At 72.7% G+C, this 17,468-nt stretch carries 19 protein-coding genes; 9 read left to right on the plus strand and 10 right to left on the minus strand.

The features are described 5' to 3' along the window. The first annotated feature begins 113 nt into the window (after nt 1–113). Nucleotides 114–362: a DUF2630 family protein gene (locus tag ABZU52_RS13685; RefSeq protein WP_354971369.1), complete on the plus strand. Its 249-nt coding sequence runs from the start codon at nt 114–116 to the stop codon at nt 360–362. 51 nt (nt 363–413) lie between these two features. Here the strand turns inward: ABZU52_RS13685 and ABZU52_RS13690 are convergent, their stop codons facing one another. From ABZU52_RS13690 to ABZU52_RS13700, 3 genes are all read right to left on the minus strand, one after another. Next, a complete protein-coding gene (locus ABZU52_RS13690; protein WP_354971370.1) occupies nt 414–1,346 on the minus strand; it encodes an RIO1 family regulatory kinase/ATPase in 933 nt (310 codons plus the stop codon). Nucleotides 1,347–1,530: 184 nt separating this feature from the next. After that, complete coding sequence (locus ABZU52_RS13695) at nt 1,531–2,175, minus strand: HAD family hydrolase (RefSeq protein WP_354971371.1); 645 nt, start codon at nt 2,173–2,175, stop codon at nt 1,531–1,533. Between the two features lie 65 nt (nt 2,176–2,240). Continuing rightward, nucleotides 2,241–3,101 carry a carbon-nitrogen hydrolase family protein gene (locus ABZU52_RS13700; RefSeq protein ID WP_354971372.1) on the minus strand — a complete coding sequence of 287 codons (861 nt, stop codon included), beginning with the start codon at nt 3,099–3,101 and terminating at the stop codon, nt 2,241–2,243. Nucleotides 3,102–3,178: 77 nt separating this feature from the next. Here ABZU52_RS13700 and ABZU52_RS13705 point away from each other — a divergent pair, with 77 nt between their 5' ends. From ABZU52_RS13705 to mug, 6 genes are all read left to right on the plus strand, one after another. Then, nucleotides 3,179–3,751 carry a TetR/AcrR family transcriptional regulator gene (locus tag ABZU52_RS13705; protein ID WP_030337284.1) on the plus strand — a complete coding sequence of 191 codons (573 nt, stop codon included), beginning with the start codon at nt 3,179–3,181 and terminating at the stop codon, nt 3,749–3,751. An 81-nt stretch (nt 3,752–3,832) separates the two neighbouring features. Further along, nucleotides 3,833–4,756, plus strand: coding sequence for a TIGR04222 domain-containing membrane protein (locus ABZU52_RS13710; RefSeq protein ID WP_354971373.1), 924 nt, complete (start codon nt 3,833–3,835; stop codon nt 4,754–4,756). Continuing rightward, nucleotides 4,753–5,571, plus strand: a complete 819-nt coding sequence (locus ABZU52_RS13715; RefSeq protein ID WP_354971374.1) for a DUF692 domain-containing protein — start codon at nt 4,753–4,755, stop codon at nt 5,569–5,571. Before ABZU52_RS13710 ends, ABZU52_RS13715 begins: the two co-directional genes overlap by 4 nt. Further along, on the plus strand, nt 5,568–6,113 hold the full coding sequence (locus ABZU52_RS13720; RefSeq protein ID WP_354971375.1) for a hypothetical protein: 546 nt from the start codon (nt 5,568–5,570) through the stop codon (nt 6,111–6,113). Before ABZU52_RS13715 ends, ABZU52_RS13720 begins: the two co-directional genes overlap by 4 nt. Further along, on the plus strand, nt 6,098–6,859 hold the full coding sequence (locus tag ABZU52_RS13725; protein WP_354971376.1) for an SDR family oxidoreductase: 762 nt from the start codon (nt 6,098–6,100) through the stop codon (nt 6,857–6,859). Before ABZU52_RS13720 ends, ABZU52_RS13725 begins: the two co-directional genes overlap by 16 nt. A 65-nt stretch (nt 6,860–6,924) precedes the next feature. Then, complete coding sequence (gene mug / locus ABZU52_RS13730; protein ID WP_354971377.1) at nt 6,925–7,512, plus strand: G/U mismatch-specific DNA glycosylase; 588 nt, start codon at nt 6,925–6,927, stop codon at nt 7,510–7,512. Nucleotides 7,513–7,600: 88 nt separating this feature from the next. On the opposite strand, the gene ABZU52_RS13735 is transcribed toward mug, so the two are convergent. From ABZU52_RS13735 to ABZU52_RS13745, 3 genes are all read right to left on the minus strand, one after another. Continuing rightward, nucleotides 7,601–9,577: an ABC transporter ATP-binding protein gene (locus ABZU52_RS13735; protein ID WP_354971389.1), complete on the minus strand. Its 1,977-nt coding sequence runs from the start codon at nt 9,575–9,577 to the stop codon at nt 7,601–7,603. A 114-nt stretch (nt 9,578–9,691) separates the two neighbouring features. Next, nucleotides 9,692–10,459 carry an enoyl-CoA hydratase/isomerase family protein gene (locus ABZU52_RS13740; protein WP_354971378.1) on the minus strand — a complete coding sequence of 256 codons (768 nt, stop codon included), beginning with the start codon at nt 10,457–10,459 and terminating at the stop codon, nt 9,692–9,694. Nucleotides 10,460–10,505: 46 nt separating this feature from the next. Further along, nucleotides 10,506–10,733 (minus strand): helix-turn-helix domain-containing protein, encoded by a 228-nt coding sequence (locus tag ABZU52_RS13745; RefSeq protein WP_007462679.1) that lies wholly within the window; start codon nt 10,731–10,733, stop codon nt 10,506–10,508. Nucleotides 10,734–10,949: 216 nt separating this feature from the next. On the opposite strand from ABZU52_RS13745, the gene ABZU52_RS13750 reads away from it, so the two are divergent. After that, entirely contained in the window at nt 10,950–11,549 is a 600-nt protein-coding gene (locus ABZU52_RS13750) for a cadmium resistance transporter (RefSeq protein WP_354971379.1), read from the plus strand. A gap of 40 nt (nt 11,550–11,589) precedes the next feature. Here ABZU52_RS13750 and ABZU52_RS13755 read toward each other — a convergent pair whose 3' ends face one another. Next, on the minus strand, nt 11,590–13,194 hold the full coding sequence (locus ABZU52_RS13755) for an ABC-F family ATP-binding cassette domain-containing protein (RefSeq protein ID WP_354971380.1): 1,605 nt from the start codon (nt 13,192–13,194) through the stop codon (nt 11,590–11,592). A 265-nt stretch (nt 13,195–13,459) separates the two neighbouring features. Between ABZU52_RS13755 and ABZU52_RS13760 the strand changes: the two genes are divergently transcribed. Beyond that, entirely contained in the window at nt 13,460–14,383 is a 924-nt protein-coding gene (locus ABZU52_RS13760) for a neutral zinc metallopeptidase (protein ID WP_354971381.1), read from the plus strand. Nucleotides 14,384–14,621: 238 nt separating this feature from the next. Here ABZU52_RS13760 and ABZU52_RS13765 read toward each other — a convergent pair whose 3' ends face one another. The 3 genes from ABZU52_RS13765 to ABZU52_RS13775 form a co-directional block, all read right to left on the minus strand. Beyond that, the gene (locus tag ABZU52_RS13765) at nt 14,622–15,269 is read right to left on the minus strand and encodes an acVLRF1 family peptidyl-tRNA hydrolase (protein WP_354971382.1); all 648 of its coding nucleotides are present in this window, start codon (nt 15,267–15,269) and stop codon (nt 14,622–14,624) included. Between the two features lie 269 nt (nt 15,270–15,538). Continuing rightward, nucleotides 15,539–16,222, minus strand: coding sequence for a LysE family transporter (locus ABZU52_RS13770; RefSeq protein ID WP_354971383.1), 684 nt, complete (start codon nt 16,220–16,222; stop codon nt 15,539–15,541). Nucleotides 16,223–16,625: 403 nt separating this feature from the next. Then, a complete protein-coding gene (locus ABZU52_RS13775; protein WP_354971384.1) occupies nt 16,626–17,234 on the minus strand; it encodes a TIGR03086 family metal-binding protein in 609 nt (202 codons plus the stop codon). Between the last annotated feature and the right edge of the window lie 234 nt (nt 17,235–17,468).

Consider the following 17,468-nt stretch of genomic DNA (forward strand, 5'->3'; position numbering starts at 1 on the left):
GGTGCCGCCGACCTGGCCGCGGCGTCGTGCTGGTGCCGCCGGTCGGTGACCGGGGACGCACCGGTACCCCCGAATCCGGGCGACGCCCGGCACCCTGTGCCAGGCTCTGTGACATGGACGACAAGACCATCCTGAACCGGATCTCCGAGCTGGTCGACGAGGAACACAAGCTGCGGGCCGAGGCCCAGACCCACGAGTCGGGCACCGAGGGCGAGGCCAGCGAGCGACTGCGCGCCCTGGAGGAGTCCCTCGACCAGTGCTGGGACCTGCTGCGCCGCCGACGGGCCGCCCGGGAGACCCACGGCGACCCGGACGCCCAGGGCGAACGCCCGAAGCCCGAGGTGGAGCGGTACCTGCAATAACCGACGTGGCGGGGGGGGGGGCGCCCGCCCCCCCCGCCCGCCCCGCTCCGATCAGCGGATGCCCGCCTCGCGCAACAGCTCTCCGGTCAACACGCCGGGGTCGACCTGCTCGGCGGGCAGACCCCGGGCCGCGAACCAGGTGCCGACCACCCGCACGTCGCGGGCCAGGAACTCCGGCCCCTGCGGGTTCGCCACCACGTCGACCACCTGCGGAAGGTCGATCACGACCAGCCGGCCCCGGTGCACGAGCAGGTTGTACGGCGACAGGTCGCCGTGCGCGTAGCCGGCCCGAGCCAGCACCCGCAGCGCCTCCACCAGCTGGGCCCACAGGTCACGCAGCTCGGCCGCGCCGGGTCGCAGCTGGGCCAGTCGAGGTGCCGCCTCCCCCGACTCGGCGTCACCGACGAACTCCAGCATCAGCTCGGTGCCCCGCACCTGCACCGGGTACGGCACGGCGATCCGGTCGTGCCCGGCGCCGATCTCCCAGAGCCGGCTGAGGGCGGCGAACTCGGCCGCGGCCCACTGCCCGGCGATCATCTGCCGGCCGAACGCCGTCCGACCGGCCATCGCCCGGTTCTCCCGGGATCGGCGTACCCGACGGCCCTCCAGGTAACCGGCATCGCGGTGGAACAGCCGGTGCTCGGGGTCGCGGTAGCGTTTCACCGCGAGCAGGCAGGACCGGTCGGTGTCGGGCACCGCCCGACGGACCAGGTGGACGTCCGCCTCCTTGCCGGTCTTCAGCACACCCAGTTCGGTGTCCTTGGCGGCCAACTCGGTGACCAGCCAGGCCGGGTGTGGCTGCGGCCCGTGCACGGCGTCGTCCCAGGACGACCAGCGTTCGCCGGTGTCCGGGTCGGGCTCGCCGTCCGGGTCCGCAGGCGGCTCGGTGGGCCGCCCGCGCTTCAGAAACTGCGGTTCGTCGTCGTCGAAGCGGCTCTTGCCGCGGCGCCGGCGTTCAAGCGCCGGAAGGTCATGATCGCGCACTGTGGTGAGGTTCCCTTGGTCGAGGCTGAGATAGGCAGCTGGAAGCGACCTGCGAAGACGGCCATGACCGACCCCCTCTCCTCGACCGGGCACATACCCGGGATGCACCGTGCGTGGACAATGCTGGTACCACCACGTCGGCCGGTCAACCGAATAACCGAGCCACCACCCGACGCGGGAACCCTCAGCGGGCGAGGACGGTGGCGACCGCGGCGATCAACCCGTCCACGGTGCGGCTCGGCGCGAACCGGACGTCCGACCAGGTGCGCCCCCGGTGCAGCCAGACGCTGGGCAGCCCAACGGCGGCGGCGCCACCGATGTCCGCCTCCGGGCTGTCGCCGATCACCCACGCCCCGCGCAGCGGCATCCGGACCCGCTGGGCGGCGAGCGCGAAGATTCTCGGGTTGGGCTTGCTGACGCCGGCCTCCTCGGAGATCACCCAGTCCGCGACGTACTGGTCCAGGCCGGTCTGGCGAATCTTGGCGTCCTCGACGCGGACGGTGCCGTTGCAGACCACCACCGGCACCCAACCGGCGTCGTCGGCGATCCGCAGCGCACAGGCGGTCAGCGGGTCGAGCCGGGTCTGCGCCACCACCCCGTCGTGCAGCTCTTCCACCAGGTCGATCGAGGGGATGCGCAGCTCGTAACGGTCCCGGATGGCGTCGGCGAGGTCCCAGCGGTCGGTCAACCCGTCGGCGTCGATCGAGACCAGCCAGTCGATGTCGGTGGGGGGCGCGCCGATGCTGTCCAGGAAGCGTTCACCCCAGCGGCGGAACGGCCCAGCCCGGTCCAGCAGGGTGTTGTCCAGGTCCAGCAGGAGCAGTGGCACTCGGGCACCCTACGGGACCGACGTGTCCGCCAACAGATCCTGCGGGTATCGACCTGGCGACGGGCTCAGCCGGGCATCGACACGCGCGGACCGCCCTGGTCCGACAGCCGATCGACGAGCATCGAGTGAGCCGCCCGGGTGGCCGCGAGCACGGCGGGATCCAGCGTCGCCACGAGCACCGACGTGCCGTCGTCGGCCCCCCGGGCCAGCATCCGCCCCTCGGGGTCGTAGATGGCCGCGCCGCCGTTGAACCGCCACGGGTCGTCGCCGCCGACCGCGTTGGCGAAGACCACGAACATCGTGTTGTCCAGGGCACGCGCGGCGTAGTAGAGGTCACGGCGGTGCTCGGAGCCGGCCAGGTAACCGCTGGGGCACAGGTAGGCGTGTGCGCCGTCGAGGGCGGCGGCCCGGCCATGCTCGGGGAAGCAGCCGTCGTAGCAGATACCCAACCCCAGCCGCCAGTCGTCGACGAGCAGCGTGGCACCCCGGTCGCCGGGGCTGAACAGCTCCCGTTCGTCACCCCACAACTGCTGCTTGTCGTACCCGACCCGCACCTCGCCGGCCCGGTCGACCACCAGCGCCGCGATGGTCCGCCGGCCGTCCGGGTGCCGGACGGCCGCACCGACAAGCGCGGTGACGCCGGCCTCGCGCGCCGCGACGCGCAGCGGGTCGAGCCGGGGATCCGCGACCGCCCCGGCCGGATCGGCCGCGACGTCCGTGCCGGCCGGATCGGCCGCGAGGGTCGGCGGGTGGTACGCGCAGAGGAACAGCTCCGGCAGGACGGCCAGCCGGGCGCCCCGCTCACCGGCCTGGCGGACCAGGTCGGCGGCGACGAACGCGTTGCCGGCGACGTCGCCCGGCGTGGGGGTGGCCTGGACGGTGGCCACGGTCAGCGGGGAGCCGGGCAGGATGTGGGGCTGGTGCACCGGGCGATGGTAATCGGCGACGTCCCAAGCCGTACGTACGGTTTGCATGCCCCGAGCTGACCTGCGACGATCGACGTGTGCCCAGAGTAAGCCAGGACCAGCTCGACGCGCGCCGGCAGGAGATACTCGCCGCGGCCCGGGCGTGTTTCGCCCGGCTCGGCTACGAGGGGGCGACCGTACGCCGCCTGGAGGAGGCCACCGGCCTGTCCCGTGGCGCGATCTTCCACCACTTCCGCGACAAGGACTCACTCTTCCTGGCCGTCGCCGAGGACGACGCCGCGGCGATGGTCGAGACGGTGGCCCGCAACGGACTGGTGCAGGTCATGCGCGACCTGCTCGCCCGCGCCGTCTCCCCGGACACCACCGGCTGGCTGGGCAGCCAACTGGAGGTGTCCCGGCGGCTGCGCACCGACCCCGCGTTCGCCAAACGGTGGGCCGAGCGGTCCGCCGCGATCGCCGAGGCGACCCGGGACCGGCTGGCCCGCCAGCGCGACGCCGGGGTGCTCCGCGAGGACGTCCCGATCGACGTGCTGGCCCAGTTCCTGGAGCTGGCCTACGACGGCCTGGTGCTGCACCTGGCCATGGGCCGGCCAGCCGGTGATCTGGGCCCGGTGCTCGACCTGGTCGAGGAGGCGGTCCGCCGGCACTGACCCTGCGGACACCGGTCAGCCGACCGTGGCGAGGCTGCTCCACAATGGGGCCGCCGATCCCTCCGGTGACAGGAGCAGTCGATGACCGTTTACGCCGCGTCCGGTGACACCTGGGGCATCTCCGGCCCGACCTTTCTCCGGTACTACCTGATGGCGGTCTCCGTGGTGGTGGCGATCGCGGTGTATCACCGGGTCCGTCTCGCAGCCGGGTCGACCGCCACCATGACCGCCGAGCCGCTCGGGCCGCAGCAGGTCGCCTACCTCAATGGCGGCCCCCAACTCGCGGTGCACGCGGCACTGGGCGGGCTACGCGGCAGCGGAGCGATCGGCGTACGACCGGACCGCCGGCTGACCACCACCGGTGCCGCGCCCAGCGGGCTCACCCCGCTGGAGCAGGCCATCCACTGGGCCGCGCACCAGCACTCCCGGGTCGGGGACCTGCCGCGGGACGAGCGCGTGCGCATTGCGCTACACCAGATCCGCTACGGCCTGGAGCAACGCGGGCTGCTCACCGACGACGCGCAGCGCGCCCGTGCCCGGTTCTGGACCACGATCCTGATCGCCCTGCTGGGCCTCGGTGTGCTCCGACTGTTCTCCGGCCTGTCCAACGGCCACCCGGTCGGCTACCTGCTACTGACCCTGGTCGCGCTGCTGATCGTCACGCTGGTGCTGCGCCGGGCACCCGTGCTGACCCGGGCCGGTCGAGCCGCGCTACGCGGCGTCCGCCGCGAGCACACCCACCTCGCGCCGGCCTCCACGCCGGCCTACGCCACCTACGGCGCGGCCGGCGCGGCGATGGGGGTGGCCCTGTACGGCACCGCCACGCTCTGGGCACTCGACCCGGGCTTCGCCGAGCAGGCCGAGATTCAGCGCCAGGCCGCCTCCGGCAGCGGCTGGACGGGCGGCTCCGACGGTTCCTCCGGCGGCGGGGACAGCTCCGGTGGGGACGGCGGCAGCTCCTGCGGCGGTGGCGGCGGGTGCGGAGGCGGGGGGTGCGGCGGATGACCGGCCCGTCCGGCGTCGGCATCGGCTGGCGCCCGGAGATCGCCGGCTTCGTGGCCGGACTACCCGGCCTGCGCTTCGTCGAGGTGGTTGCCGAGGGGGTACCCGCGTCCGGGCCGCTCCCGCCCGGCCTGACACAGCTGCGGGAACGCGCGGTGACTGTCGTACCGCACGGGGTGCGGCTCTCCCTCGGCGGCGCCGAGCCGGTCGACCCGGCGCGGGTCGCCCACCTGGCCGCGGTGGCGCAACGCCTGGACGCCCCGCTGGTCAGCGAGCACATCGCGTTCGTCCGGGCCGGCGGCCTGGAGGCCGGTCACCTGCTGCCGCTGCCGCGCAGCCGGGACGCCGTGGACGCGGTCTGCGCCAACGTGACCCGGGCACAGGCCGAGCTTCCGGTGCCGATCGCGCTGGAACCGATCGCCGCGCTGGTCGACTGGCCCGACGACGAGCTGGACGAGGCGGACTTCCTCACCGAGATCCTCGACCGGACCGGGGCACTGCTGCTGCTGGACGTGGCAAACGTGCACGCCAACGCCCGCAACCGGGGCGCCGACCCGCTCGCGTTGCTGGACCGCCTGCCGCTGGAGCGGGTCGCGTACGCCCACGTGGCCGGCGGCGCGGAGCACGGCGGTTTTTACCACGACACCCACACCGACCCGGTGCCGGCAGCGGTGCTGGAGCTGGTCGGCGCGCTCTGCGCCCGGCGGCGACCGCCGGCGCTGCTGCTGGAGCGCGACGGCCACTACCCGCCGGCCGCCGACCTCCGCGCCGAACTGGACGCCCTGGCCGCCACCGCGGGCTTCCCGAGCGTGACATGACGGGCACACCCGAGGGCGACACCGCGCCGACGCCCCGCGCGGGGCTCGCCGAACGGCAGGCCGAACTGGTCGCGGCGCTGGTCGCCGGGGGTGAGCCACCGGCGGGTTTCGCGCCGGGTCCACTGGCCGCCACCCGCGCGGCCCTGCTGCGCAAGCGGGCCGGTGAGGTGGCCCGACACTGGCCACTGCTCGCCGCCGGCCTCGGCGCCGGGTGGTCGACCACCTTCGCCGACTGGGCCGCCCGACGACCCACCGCCGGATCACTGCGCGACGGTTGGGACCTGGCCCGGGAGCTGCACGACCGGCAGGCGCTCCCCCCGGCGGCCGCCGAGGAGTTGGCCGTCCGGAAGGCACGGCTGCGCTACGACGGGCGCCGGGCGCCGCGTCCGCGTCGGGCACCGGCGGTGGGCCGCGCCGGCGGCGCCGTCGCGGTGCAGATCGCCGGCCGGGTACGCCTGCTGCGCCCCGCCTCACGGACAGCCACCCTTGCTGGCGACGGTGTACCGGATGCGGCAGGATCGTCGTTATGGATCTCGGACTGACCGACCGCGTGTACGTCCTCACCGGGGCCTCCCGCGGTCTGGGTTACGCGACCGCGCAGAGCCTGGTCGCCGACGGCGCGCGGGTGGTTCTCTCGGCCCGGGACCCGGCCGCGGTGGCCGCCGCCGCAGAGCGGCTGGGCGGCCCGGAGCACGCCGTCGGGGTGACCGCGGACCTGACCGACCCGGAGACCCCGGGGCAGCTCGTCACCGCCGCCCAGGAGCACTTCGGCCGGCTCGACGGCGCGCTGATCTCGGTCGGCGGCCCACCGGCGGGCAACGCCGCGGCGATCACCGACGAGCAGTGGCGGCTCTCCTTCGAAACGGTCTTTCTGGGCACCATCCGCGCGGTCCGTACGATCGCCGCCGCGCTGCCCGAGGGCGGCGCGATCGGGTTGGTGCTCTCCACCTCGGCCCGCGGCCCGGTGCCCGGCCTGGGCATCTCCAACGGGCTACGGCCCGGCCTGGTCGGCGCGGCCAAGGACATCGCCGACGACTACGGCCCTCGCGGGGTCCGAGTGGTCGGGCTGCTGCCCGGCCGGATCCTGACCGACCGCAACCGGGAACTCTTCGCCGCGACCGGCGACCCGGAACGGGCCCGCGCCGACGCGGAGGCCAGCATCCCGCTGCGCCGTCTCGGCGACCCCGCCGAGTTCGGCCGGGTGGCCGCGTTCGTGCTCTCCCCCGCCGCGAGCTACCTCACCGGGATCACAGTGCCGGTCGACGGCGGCGCGCTGCGCGGGCTGTGACAGCGGGCAGCCGAGCCGGCGCTCCGACACCGGGCACCGGCAGCCGAGCCGGCGATGTGCCGCCGGTGCTGGGCCGTCGTGCCGGCGCGGGTGTCGCGCATCCCCGGCCCACCCGGGCGGACCTGGTCGCTGCCGCCGATCGGACCATTCCCGACGTGCTCGCCGGGGGGCTGACGGTGCTCTTCGTCGGCATCAACCCGGGCCTGTGGTCGGCCGCGACCGGGTGGCACTTCGCGCGGCCCGGTAACCGGTTCTGGCCCGCCCTGCACCGGGGCGGATTCACCCCGCGGCTGCTGCACCCGAGCGAGCAGGGCGAGTTGCCGGCCCTCGGGCTCGGCATCACCAACATGGCCGCCCGGGCCAGCGCCCGCGCAGACGAGCTGAGCGCCGAGGAACTTCTCGGCGGCGCGGCGATCCTGACCGACAAGGTCTCCCGGTACCGGCCGCGCTGGGTGGCCGTGGTCGGGGTGACCGCGTACCGGATCGGTTTTCAACGGCCCAAGGCCACGTTCGGGCCGCAGCCGGAGTCGCTGGCCGGCGCCCGGCTGTGGGTGTTGCCCAACCCGAGCGGCCTGAACGCGCATTTCACCCCGGTGACGCTGGGGGCGGCGTTCGCCGAGCTGCGGGCGGCGACCGAGCTACCGGCCCCTTGATCGACTCGGTTTGCAGGAAGTCGGGCGGTCAACGCGACCAGGACACCCCGACTTCCAGGAACCCGAGTCGATCAACGCCGCGCAGCTGTCAGTTGGCGGCGGCGGGTGGCAGCACCTCGTCGGCGACGTACGTGCCCAGGGGCATGACCACCGGCTCGGCGCCGGTCGCGTCGACGAACGGGGTGGGCGAGTCGGCGACCGCGAACTGGGTGCGGTACAGCTCGGCGTAGAGCCCGCCGACCGCGACCAGCTCCTCGTGCCGCCCTCGCTCGACGATCCGCCCGCCGTCCAGAACCAGGATCTGGTCGGCGTCGCGCACGGTGGAGAGCCGGTGGGCGATCACCAGCGCGGTACGCCCGGCCAGCGCCACCGACAGCGCCCGCTGCACGGCCGCCTCGCTCTCCGAATCCAGGTGTGCGGTCGCCTCGTCGAGGATCACGATCGACGGGGCCTTGAGCAACAGTCGCGCGATCGCGATGCGCTGCTTCTCGCCGCCGGAGAACCGGTAGCCGCGCTCCCCCACTGTGGTGTCCAGACCGTCGGGCAGCGCCCGCACCAGGTCGGCCACCTGCGCCCCGGCCAGGGCGGCCCAGATCTCGTCGTCGGTGGCGTCCGGCTTGGCGTAACGAAGATTCTCGGCGATCGTCTCGTGGAACAGGTGCGAATCCTGGGTGACCACACCGATCTCGTCGCGCAGCGAGGCGAGCGTCGCGTCGCGCACGTCCACCCCACCGACGAGCACCTGCCCGTCGCTGACGTCGTAGATCCGGGAGATGAGCATCGACAGTGTCGACTTGCCCGCCCCGGACGGGCCGACCAGCGCGACCATCTGCCCCGGCTCGACGCTGAACGAGACCCCCTTGAGCACCGGTTCGTTGACGGTCCGGTCGAGCGTGGCGACCTCCTCCAGTGAGGCGAGGGAGATCTCGGCGGCGCTCGGGTAGCGGAATCGCACGTCGCGGAAGTCGACCCGGCCGGCGCCCCGGGGCACCGGCACCGCGTCCGGCTTCTCGACGATGCCCGGCTTGAGGTCGAGCACCTCGAAGACGCGGTCGAAGGAGACCAGCGCGCTCATCACGTCCACCCGGACGTTGGAGAGCGCGGTGAGCGGCCCGTACAGGCGGGTGAGCAGCAGCGCGAGCGTCACCACGGTGCCGGCGCTGACGCCGCCGGTCACCGCGAGCCAGCCACCGAGGCCGTAGGTCAGCGCCTGCGCCAGTGAGGCGACCAGCAGCATCGCCACGAAGAAGGTGCGGGAGTACATCGCGGACTGGATGCCGATGTCGCGGACCCGCTCGGCCCGGTCGCCGAACCGGCGGGCCTCGATCTCGGGCTGGCCGAAGAGCTTCACCAGCAGCGCGCCGGCCACCCCGAACCGCTCGGTCATGGTCGCGTTCATCTTGGCGTCGAGGTTGTACGCCTCGCGGGTGATGTCCGCCAGCCGTCGACCGACCCGGCGGGCCGGAATGATGAAGATCGGCAGCAGCACCAGGGAGAGCGCGGTGATCTGCCAGGAGAGGGTGAACATCACCGCGGCGGTGAGCACCAGCTGGATGACGTTGCTGACCACGCCGGACAGGGTGGAGGTGAACGCCCGCTGGGCGCCGAGCACGTCGTTGTTGAGCCTGCTGACCAGGGCACCGGTCTGGGTACGGGTGAAGAACTGCAACGGCATCCGCTGCACGTGGTCGTAGACCCGGGTGCGCAGGTTGAAGATGATGCCCTCGCCGATGCGGGCGGAATACCACCGTTGGGCCAGCGAGAGCAGCGCGTCGGCGACCGCCAACCCGGCGATGAACAGGGCCAGCCGCACCACGAGCCGGCCGGCCTCGGTGCCGCCCCGGTTGATCGCGTTGATCACGTCACCGGCGAGCACCGGAGTGGCCACGCCGATGATGGCGGCCAACACCACGGTGGCCAGGAAGACGATGATGTCGCGCCGGTAGGGCTGGGCGAAGGCGACGATGCGGCGGGCCACCCCGCGCTTGAGCCGGTGGGTGGAGACCTCGTCGCGGTTGCGCATCGACCGGAGCATGCTCCACCCGGCCATGCCACCGCCGGACATCGGGTTGGACATCGTTCACCTCCGGGTTGTCGGGCAGACCGCTTCGTCAGGTCAATTCTCCCGACGAGTGTGACAACCTCGGTCGTAACCCGGATCTTCCCGTGCGGTCCTTACCTATTCTCCCCTGCCGGCGAGGTCGCGCAGCCGACGGGTCTGTGCCTCCCGCTCGGCACGCTGCTGGTCGGCGTGCGACCGCCCGGCGGCACCGGCGAGCAACGCCTTGATCTCCACCACCGCGTCGCGGGCACCGGAGAGCAGGCCGGCGGTCAGGTCCCGTACCGCGCCGTCCAGCTCCGCCGGGGGTACGACCAGGGTGGCCAGCCCGATTCGGTCCGCCTCGGCGGCGTCCAACCGGCGGCCGGTCGCACAGATCTCCAACGCTCGCGAATACCCGACCAACTCGACGAGCCGTTTGGTGCCGGCCAGGTCAGGCACCAGGCCGAGCGTCACCTCGGCCATCGACAGCTTCGCGTCCGCGGCGAGCACCCGCAGGTCGCAGGCGAGCGCGAGCTGGAAGCCGGCACCGATCGCATGGCCCTGCACGGCCGCGACGGAGACGACATCCGGCCGGTGCAGCCAGGTGAAACCGGCCTGGAACTCGGCGATGCGGTCGGCGCACTCCTGCTCGGGCAGCGTGGCCAGCTCGGCGAACGACCCCGGGCCGGAGGCACCCGCCACCGCGAGATCGAGCCCGGCCGAGAACGCCCGACCCTCACCGCGGACCACCACCACCCGTACGTCGCCGGGCAGGTCGCGGGAGAAGTCGCTCATCGCTTGCCACATCGCGGGCGTCTGGGCGTTGAGCACGTCGGGCCGGCACAACGTCACCGTGGCGACCGGCCCGTCGCAAGTCAGCCGAACCCCGGTCGCCTCGGCGGTCACCGGACGTCCCGGGGCGCGGCGCTGGTGAACGACGCTGTGGGGCGGGTCACGCCTTCTTGCGGCGCCGGGCACCACCGCGCTGACGCAGCTGCACCCCGGACTCGGTGAGCACTCGATGGATGAACCCGTAGGAACGGCCGGTCGAGGCCGCCAACGCGCGGATGCTCTCCCCCGAGGTGTACCGCTTTACCAGGTCCTTGGCGAGCGTCTGACGCTCGGCTCCGACGATCCGGCGACCCTTCTCAGTGCTGGTGGCTGTGCCAGTGGCTGCCATGCTGTGTCCTCACGTCCCAGACTGTGCGGTTCGGATACGGTCCCACCTATTAGACCGCCTCGAACGATCATGCGCCAGATATCAACTCTTCGCCAACCGACACGCTATGCAATGTCAGCTTCCCGATAGAGTGATCCTGGCGATCGGGCCCGGCGCGACGTCCGGGCGTACCACCGCTGCGCGCTGGCCGCTGCCGACGACCCGTAGCCTTCGGTCGTGATCGACCTGTTGAGCACCGCGGGCGCAGCGGCCGTGGTCTTCGCCGCCACCGACATCGACGACATCGTCATCCTGACGCTGTTCTTCGTCGCGGCCCGCACCACCGGCCAACCCCGCACCTGGGAAATCGTCGCCGGGCAATACCTCGGCATCGGCGCGCTCGCGCTGGCCAGCGCGGTGATCGCGGGTGGGCTCCTGGTGGTGCCCGACCCGTGGACGGGGTTGCTCGGCCTGCTGCCGATCGCGCTCGGCGTACGCGCGCTACGCGGTTCGGACGACGACGAGGCGCCTGCGGTCGTCACCGGTGCGCTCGGCGTGGCTGGGGTGACGATCGCGAACGGCGCCGACAACGTCGCGGTCTACGTACCCGTCTTCCGGGCCCTCGGCGTGGCCGACAGCGCGGTGTTCCTGCTGATCTTCGTGCTGCTGGTCGCGCTGTGGTGCGCGGTCGGGGCCTGGCTGGGCGGGCACCGGAGGGTGGTCCGCCTGGTCGAGCGCGCCGGCGCCTGGCTGGTGCCGACGATCTTCATCGCCATCGGGCTGGTGATCCTGGTCAGCTCCGGCGTACTCGGCCGACTCGTCGACCTGCTCGGCTGAGGGCGGGCCGCGCCCTACCAGCGGGCCGAGCCGTCGTCGGTCAGGCCAGCTCGACCAGTTCGAGCAGGTCGTCGCTCCAGGCGTCCTCGTCGCCGTCGGGCAGCAGGATGGCCCGGTCCGGCTTGAGCGCCAGCACCGCGCCTGGGTCGTGGGTGACCAGGACGATCGCACCGGGGTAGTTGGCGATGGCGTCGAGCACCTGCTCCCGGCTGACCGGGTCGAGGTTGTTCGTCGGCTCGTCGAGCAACAGCACGTTGGCGCCGGAACAGACCAGGGTGGACAGCGCCAGCCGGGTCTTCTCGCCACCGGAGAGCACACCGGCTGGCTTGTTGACGTCGTCACCGGAGAAGAGGAACGCGCCGAGAATCTTGCGCAGGTCCGTGTCGGACTGCTCGACGGCGGCGGCGCGCATGTTCTCCAGCACCGTCCGCTCCACGTCCAGCGTCTCGTGCTCCTGGGCGTAGTAGCCCAGCCTCAGGCCGTGCCCGGCGTGCACCTCGCCGGTGTCCGGAGTGAGCAGCCCACCGAGCATCCGCAGCAGGGTCGTCTTGCCGGCGCCGTTGAGACCGAGGATGGCCACCCGGGAACCCCGGTCCACCGCCACGTTGACGTCGGTGAAGATCTCCAGTGAGCCGTACGACTTGGAGAGGCCGGTCGCGGTCAGCGGGGTCTTGCCGCACGGCGCGGGGCTGGGGAAACGTACCTTCGCGACCCGGTCGGCGACCCGTACCTCCTCCAGGCCGGAGATCAGCTTCTCGGCCCGGCGTGCCATGTTCTGCGCGGCGACGGTCTTGGTGGCCTTGGCCCGCATCTTGTCGGCCTGCGCCATCAGCGCGCCGGCCTTCTTCTCCGCGTTGGCCCGCTCCCGGCGGCGACGCCGCTCGTCGGTCTCGCGGGCCTCCAGGTACGCCTTCCAGCCCAGGTTGTACACGTCGATCACGGACCGGGTGGCGTCGAGGAACCAGACCTTGTTGACCACCGACTCCAGCAGCGCGCCGTCGTGGGAGATCACGATCAGGCCGCCCTTGTGGTTGGCGAGGAAGCCCCGCAACCAGGTGATCGAGTCGGCGTCGAGGTGGTTGGTGGGCTCGTCGAGCAGCAGGATGCCGCCGCCGTTTTCGCCCGCGTCGCGGAACAGGATCCGGGCCAGCTCGATGCGGCGGCGCTGACCACCGGAGAGGGTGCCGATGGTCTGGGCGAGCGCCCGGTCCGGCAGGCCCAGGTTCGCGCAGATGCGGGCGGCCTCGGCCTCGGCCGCGTAACCGCCGAGGGCGGCGAACTGGTCCTCCAGCGCGCCGTAGCGGCGGACCAGCTTGTCGCTGGCGTCCTCGGCGAGCTGGGTCTCGATCTCCTTCATCTGCGCCATCAGCACGTCCAGGCCGCGGGCGGAGAGCACCCGGTCGCGGCCGGTCACCTCAAGATCACCGGTGCGCGGGTCCTGCGGGAGGTAGCCGATGGCGCTGCGCTGGTCGATCTGCCCGCCGTACGGCTGCCCCTCGCCGGCGAGAACCTTGAGCGTGGTGGTCTTGCCGGCGCCGTTGCGACCGACCAGGCCGATCCGATCACCGGGCTGCACGCGCAGGGTGGTGTCGGACAGCAGGATCCGGGAACCGGCACGCAGTTCCAGGCCGGTGGCAGTGATCATGTTTGCGGGCTCGCTCTCGGGGTTCGGAAGGCTGACTCGGGGCACGCGAAACGACCGGCGGGCTCAAGGGGCCCGACGGCGCGGGGCGGTTCAGCCTTCGCAGCGCAGCACCCGACAAGTGTACCGGGCGCCGCCGAGCGCTCCGCCCGGATTACCGATCAAGATCATCGGGTATCGGAACGCCTGTCCGGACCCCGTCCGGCACTCGATGGACGAAACGACATACAAAAGACACTCACACCGGCATACGGCGATCGGGGTCACCATGGAACTCAACGAGCGGGCCGAGCTCGACACCTCCCAGGCCAACGACCTGGGTCGGGGCGGCGGGTCGGGCGGCGGCGGCATCGGCATCCCCATCCCGGGCGGTGGCGGCCGGGGCGGCATCATCGGCATCGTGGTGGCCGTGCTCGTCGCCCTGCTCGGCGGGGGCTTCGGCCTGAACGCCATGACCAACGGCGACGAGGGCGGCCAGGCCGGGGGCGGCGACCTGGATCAGGTCTGTTCCACCGCCAACCCCGACCGTCTCGACGACGCGCGCTGCCGCAACCTGCTCTACGTCAACAGCATCCAGGCCTACTGGCAGACGGCATACCCGGAGCTGGGCAACGGGAAGTACGAACCGACCGACACCAACTTCTTCCAGGCCGCCGTGAACACCGGCTGCGGGCAGGCCGACTCGGGCGTCGGCCCGTTCTACTGCCCGGCCGACAAGCAGGTGTACATCGACCTGAGCTTCTACGACGAGCTGGCCTCCCGGTTCGGCGCCAAGGGCGAGTTCGCCCAGCCCTACGTGCTCGCCCACGAGTACGGACACCACATCCAGAACCTGCTCGGCACCAACGCGAAGGCCGGCCAGGGCGACCAGAGCGGCCCCAAGTCCGCCTCCGTACGGCTGGAATTGCAGGCCGACTGCTACGCCGGCGCCTGGGCCAAGCACTCCACCGAGAGCAAGGACAAGACCGGCCGAGAACCGCTGTTCAAGTCGATCACCCAGGCCGACATCAGCGAGGCCGTGCAGGCCGCCGAGGCGATCGGCGACGACAGCATCCAGGAACGCTCCGGCGGACGGGTCAACCCCGACCAGTTCACCCACGGCACGTCCGAGCAGCGGCAGCGCTGGTTCCAGCAGGGCTACGACCAGGGCGACCCGAAGACCTGCGACACCTTCGGCACCGACCAGCTCTGACCTCGTTCGCCAGATCGTGGCAGGCGCCTCGGCGGGCCTGCCACGATCGCCATTCCTGCCCCGCAACGGGAGGGATGGCCGACGGCGGTCTCCGCTCAGGCCAGCCGCGAGACCTGGTAGTGGCCGATCAGCCAGTCGTCGTCGACCCGCCGCAGGAGGACGCCGAGGTTGCCGGTCAGGGCCGGCATCGACGCGAGCACGGCTTCCACCCCATCGGCGTCGTCGGCGAACGCCGAGGTCAGTCGGGGTCGCGCACCAGGATCCGTACCGCACGGGCCGCGCCCACCGCCGCGACCAGCACCGCGTGGCGGGGCTCCGGCACGTCGAGCAACCGCTCCGCCCGCAACGGCACCAGCGGGGCCAACCGCCGGTCGGCCAGCACCCCGTCCACCGCCCGCCGGTCACCCCCGCAGACCAGCGCGGCAAGCGCCGCCGCCTCCGGCAACAGCAGCCGTACGGCCAGGTCCGCCGCGTCACCCAGCGCAGCCTTCGCCTGGTTGTCGCGTCGGCGCGCGAACCGGTGCTGCGACCAGCCTCCCGCAGCGGTGCGCCCCTGCACGTACCGGGTGTCCACCTTGGAGACCACGAGATCGGGGCCCACGGCCACCCCGACCGCAACCGCGCCCTTGCGAGCCAGCAGCAGACCGATCCGGCGGGGCAGGACGGCGGAGGCCACGAACCCGGCCACATCCGCGCCGACCGGCGCACCCGGTGGGGCGTACAGCTCGGCGGTTGCCCCGTCCGGGGCGGCGAGCAGCAGGCCGTACTCCCGCGCGCTGGTGGTGGGCGGGCCATGCCGGTCGGCGAAGCCCTCCACCCAGCGACCGACGCGGGCCGGGTCGACCTCGACCCAGCGGCCTCCGCCGGCTGCGGGTCGACTGGTCATCGCCCGACCGTACGGCACCGCGAGCCCGCCCGGACCCCCGGGCGGCACACGAGCCGGCGCGGTCAGACCGCGCGGCGGCCCGGCGGGCCTGGTGCGCCCGGTGCGGTCGGGTCGGCCCGTGCGGTCGGGTTGGCCCGGTGCGGTCGGGTTGGCCCGGTGCGGTCGGGTTGGCCCGGTGCGGTCGGGTTGGCCCGGTGCGGTCGTGCCGGCCCGGCAGGCCCGGCGGGCCTTGCGCGGTGGGGTGGTCCCGCGCGTTCGGATGGCGACCGCTAGCCAGGCAGCAGCGCGGCCACCGCCAGGGCGGCGATCAGCGCGCTGGAGACCAGGCCGGTGACCAGCCGACCACGCGACCCGGTCAGCGCCCGGCCGACCACCGTGCCACCACCGGCGATGACCAGTTGCCAACTCGCCGACGCCAGGAACACCCCGGCCACGAAGAGCGCCATGGGAACCACTCCCGACTCGGCCGTGTCCCGGCGGCCGAGCACCAGCGCGGTGAAGTAGAGCACCGTCATCGGGTTCAGCAGGGTCAACCCGAGCAGCGCCGCGTAGGCCCGCCCCGGAGTGCTCATGTCCCGACCGGCGCGTGCCGTCGATGGTCGCTGCGAGCGGTGCGCGGACCAGGTCCGCCAGAGGCCGTGCCCGGCAAGCCCCAACAGGACCACGGCGGCGACCACCCGCAGCGGCCCGGCTACCGGCGCGATGACATCGGCCAGGCCGGCGCCGCCGAGCGCGGCGACGGCCGCGTAGAGCCCGTCGGCCGTCGCCACGGCGAGCGCCGCGGCCGCACCAACCCAAAACGAGGTACGGGCGCTGAGCCCCAGAATGACAATCGCGATCGCACCGACGGGAATGGCGACGCCGTAGCCGGCGACCAGGCCGGCGAGGAGGGCCCCGGTCACCGAAGTCGGTGCCGGATCGAGGCTCGTCCCCGGAACGGCCGCTGTCGACATGCGGCAGTGGCCGCACGGACAGGAACCTGCTTCGGGTACGCCTCAATCACCCGCGCATCCTGCGCGCCGAACCCGCGCCCCCGCCACCGAATTTTCCCGCGTCCTCGCGCCCCGCGCCCTCGCGCGTGCCCTCGCGTCCTCGCGTCCTCGCGTCCTCGCGTCCTCGCGTCCTCGCGCCCCGCGCCCCGCGCCCCGCGCCCAGATCCGAGCAACTTCCCGGATAGTGCTGCCTCGGACGCGCGGGAGACAGCAACATCCGAGAAGTTGCGCGGGCCTTCCTCGTTGATCATGTCGTCCATCAAGATCGCGCTTGAACCAGGATGTAGTGGCCTCGGCAAGGCACCGAGGCCACTACATCAATGATCGAGCGCGATCTTGAGCTGTTGAGGGGTCGGCCGACCGGTCAGAGCCGCACTCCGGGCCACTGGGGGTCGCGGCCGAGGTAGGCGAGCAGGGCGCTGACGTCGTCGGCCTCCGCGCCAGCGTCGAGCGCCGGGGCGTACGCGCCGTAGTTCCGCAGCGGCTCGACGATCTGCCGGGCGACCTGCAGCAGGGGGCGGGCCAGCTCGTCGTGGAGTGAGGACGGCTGACCGGTGGCCACCGCGACGTCCCAGGCGTGCACCGCCGCGTCGAGGGCGCATGCGACGGCACCCACCTGGGCCGGCAGCGTGCCCATGGGCAGCGGCGTCCGCACCTGCGGATCGTCGTCGGCGACACCTGCCCAGGCGCGGGCGGACGCGTCGAGGGCGGCGCGCAGCCCGATCAGCTTGTCGCCCTCGATCCGACCCGAGGGCGCGAACGGGTCCTCGTGCGGCCCGTCCCCGCCGACGATCGCCGCCGCGAAGGCGGTCTGGTCGCCGGTCGCGTGCTGGAGCACCTGGGTGACCGTCCACTGCTCGCACGGGGTGGGCAGATCCCAGACGTCGGCCGGGATTCCCTCGGCGGTCGTCCGGAGCGCCTTGTGCGCCTCGTCGAGCACGATCCGCCACTGTCCTGCTGCCACCTCGCTCATCGTCTCGACCCTCTCCGCCGACCCCGTCAAGCGAGCCCGTTCGCTCACTTGCGAAACGGAATGTTCCGCTCCGTTCTGCAATCAGACTAACAGACCGGAACGATCCGTTCCACTATTGATTCACGTTGGCGTACAACGGATCGAGCGCGGCACCCGGACGGGTGCCGCGCTCGTATAAGGTGTTAGGGTAATACCTTGAAGCCCAGGGAGCGGATCTGGTCACGGACCACGTCA

It is taken from the genome of Micromonospora sp. NPDC005220 (assembly GCF_040607895.1).
Lineage (GTDB): Bacteria > Actinomycetota > Actinomycetes > Mycobacteriales > Micromonosporaceae > Micromonospora.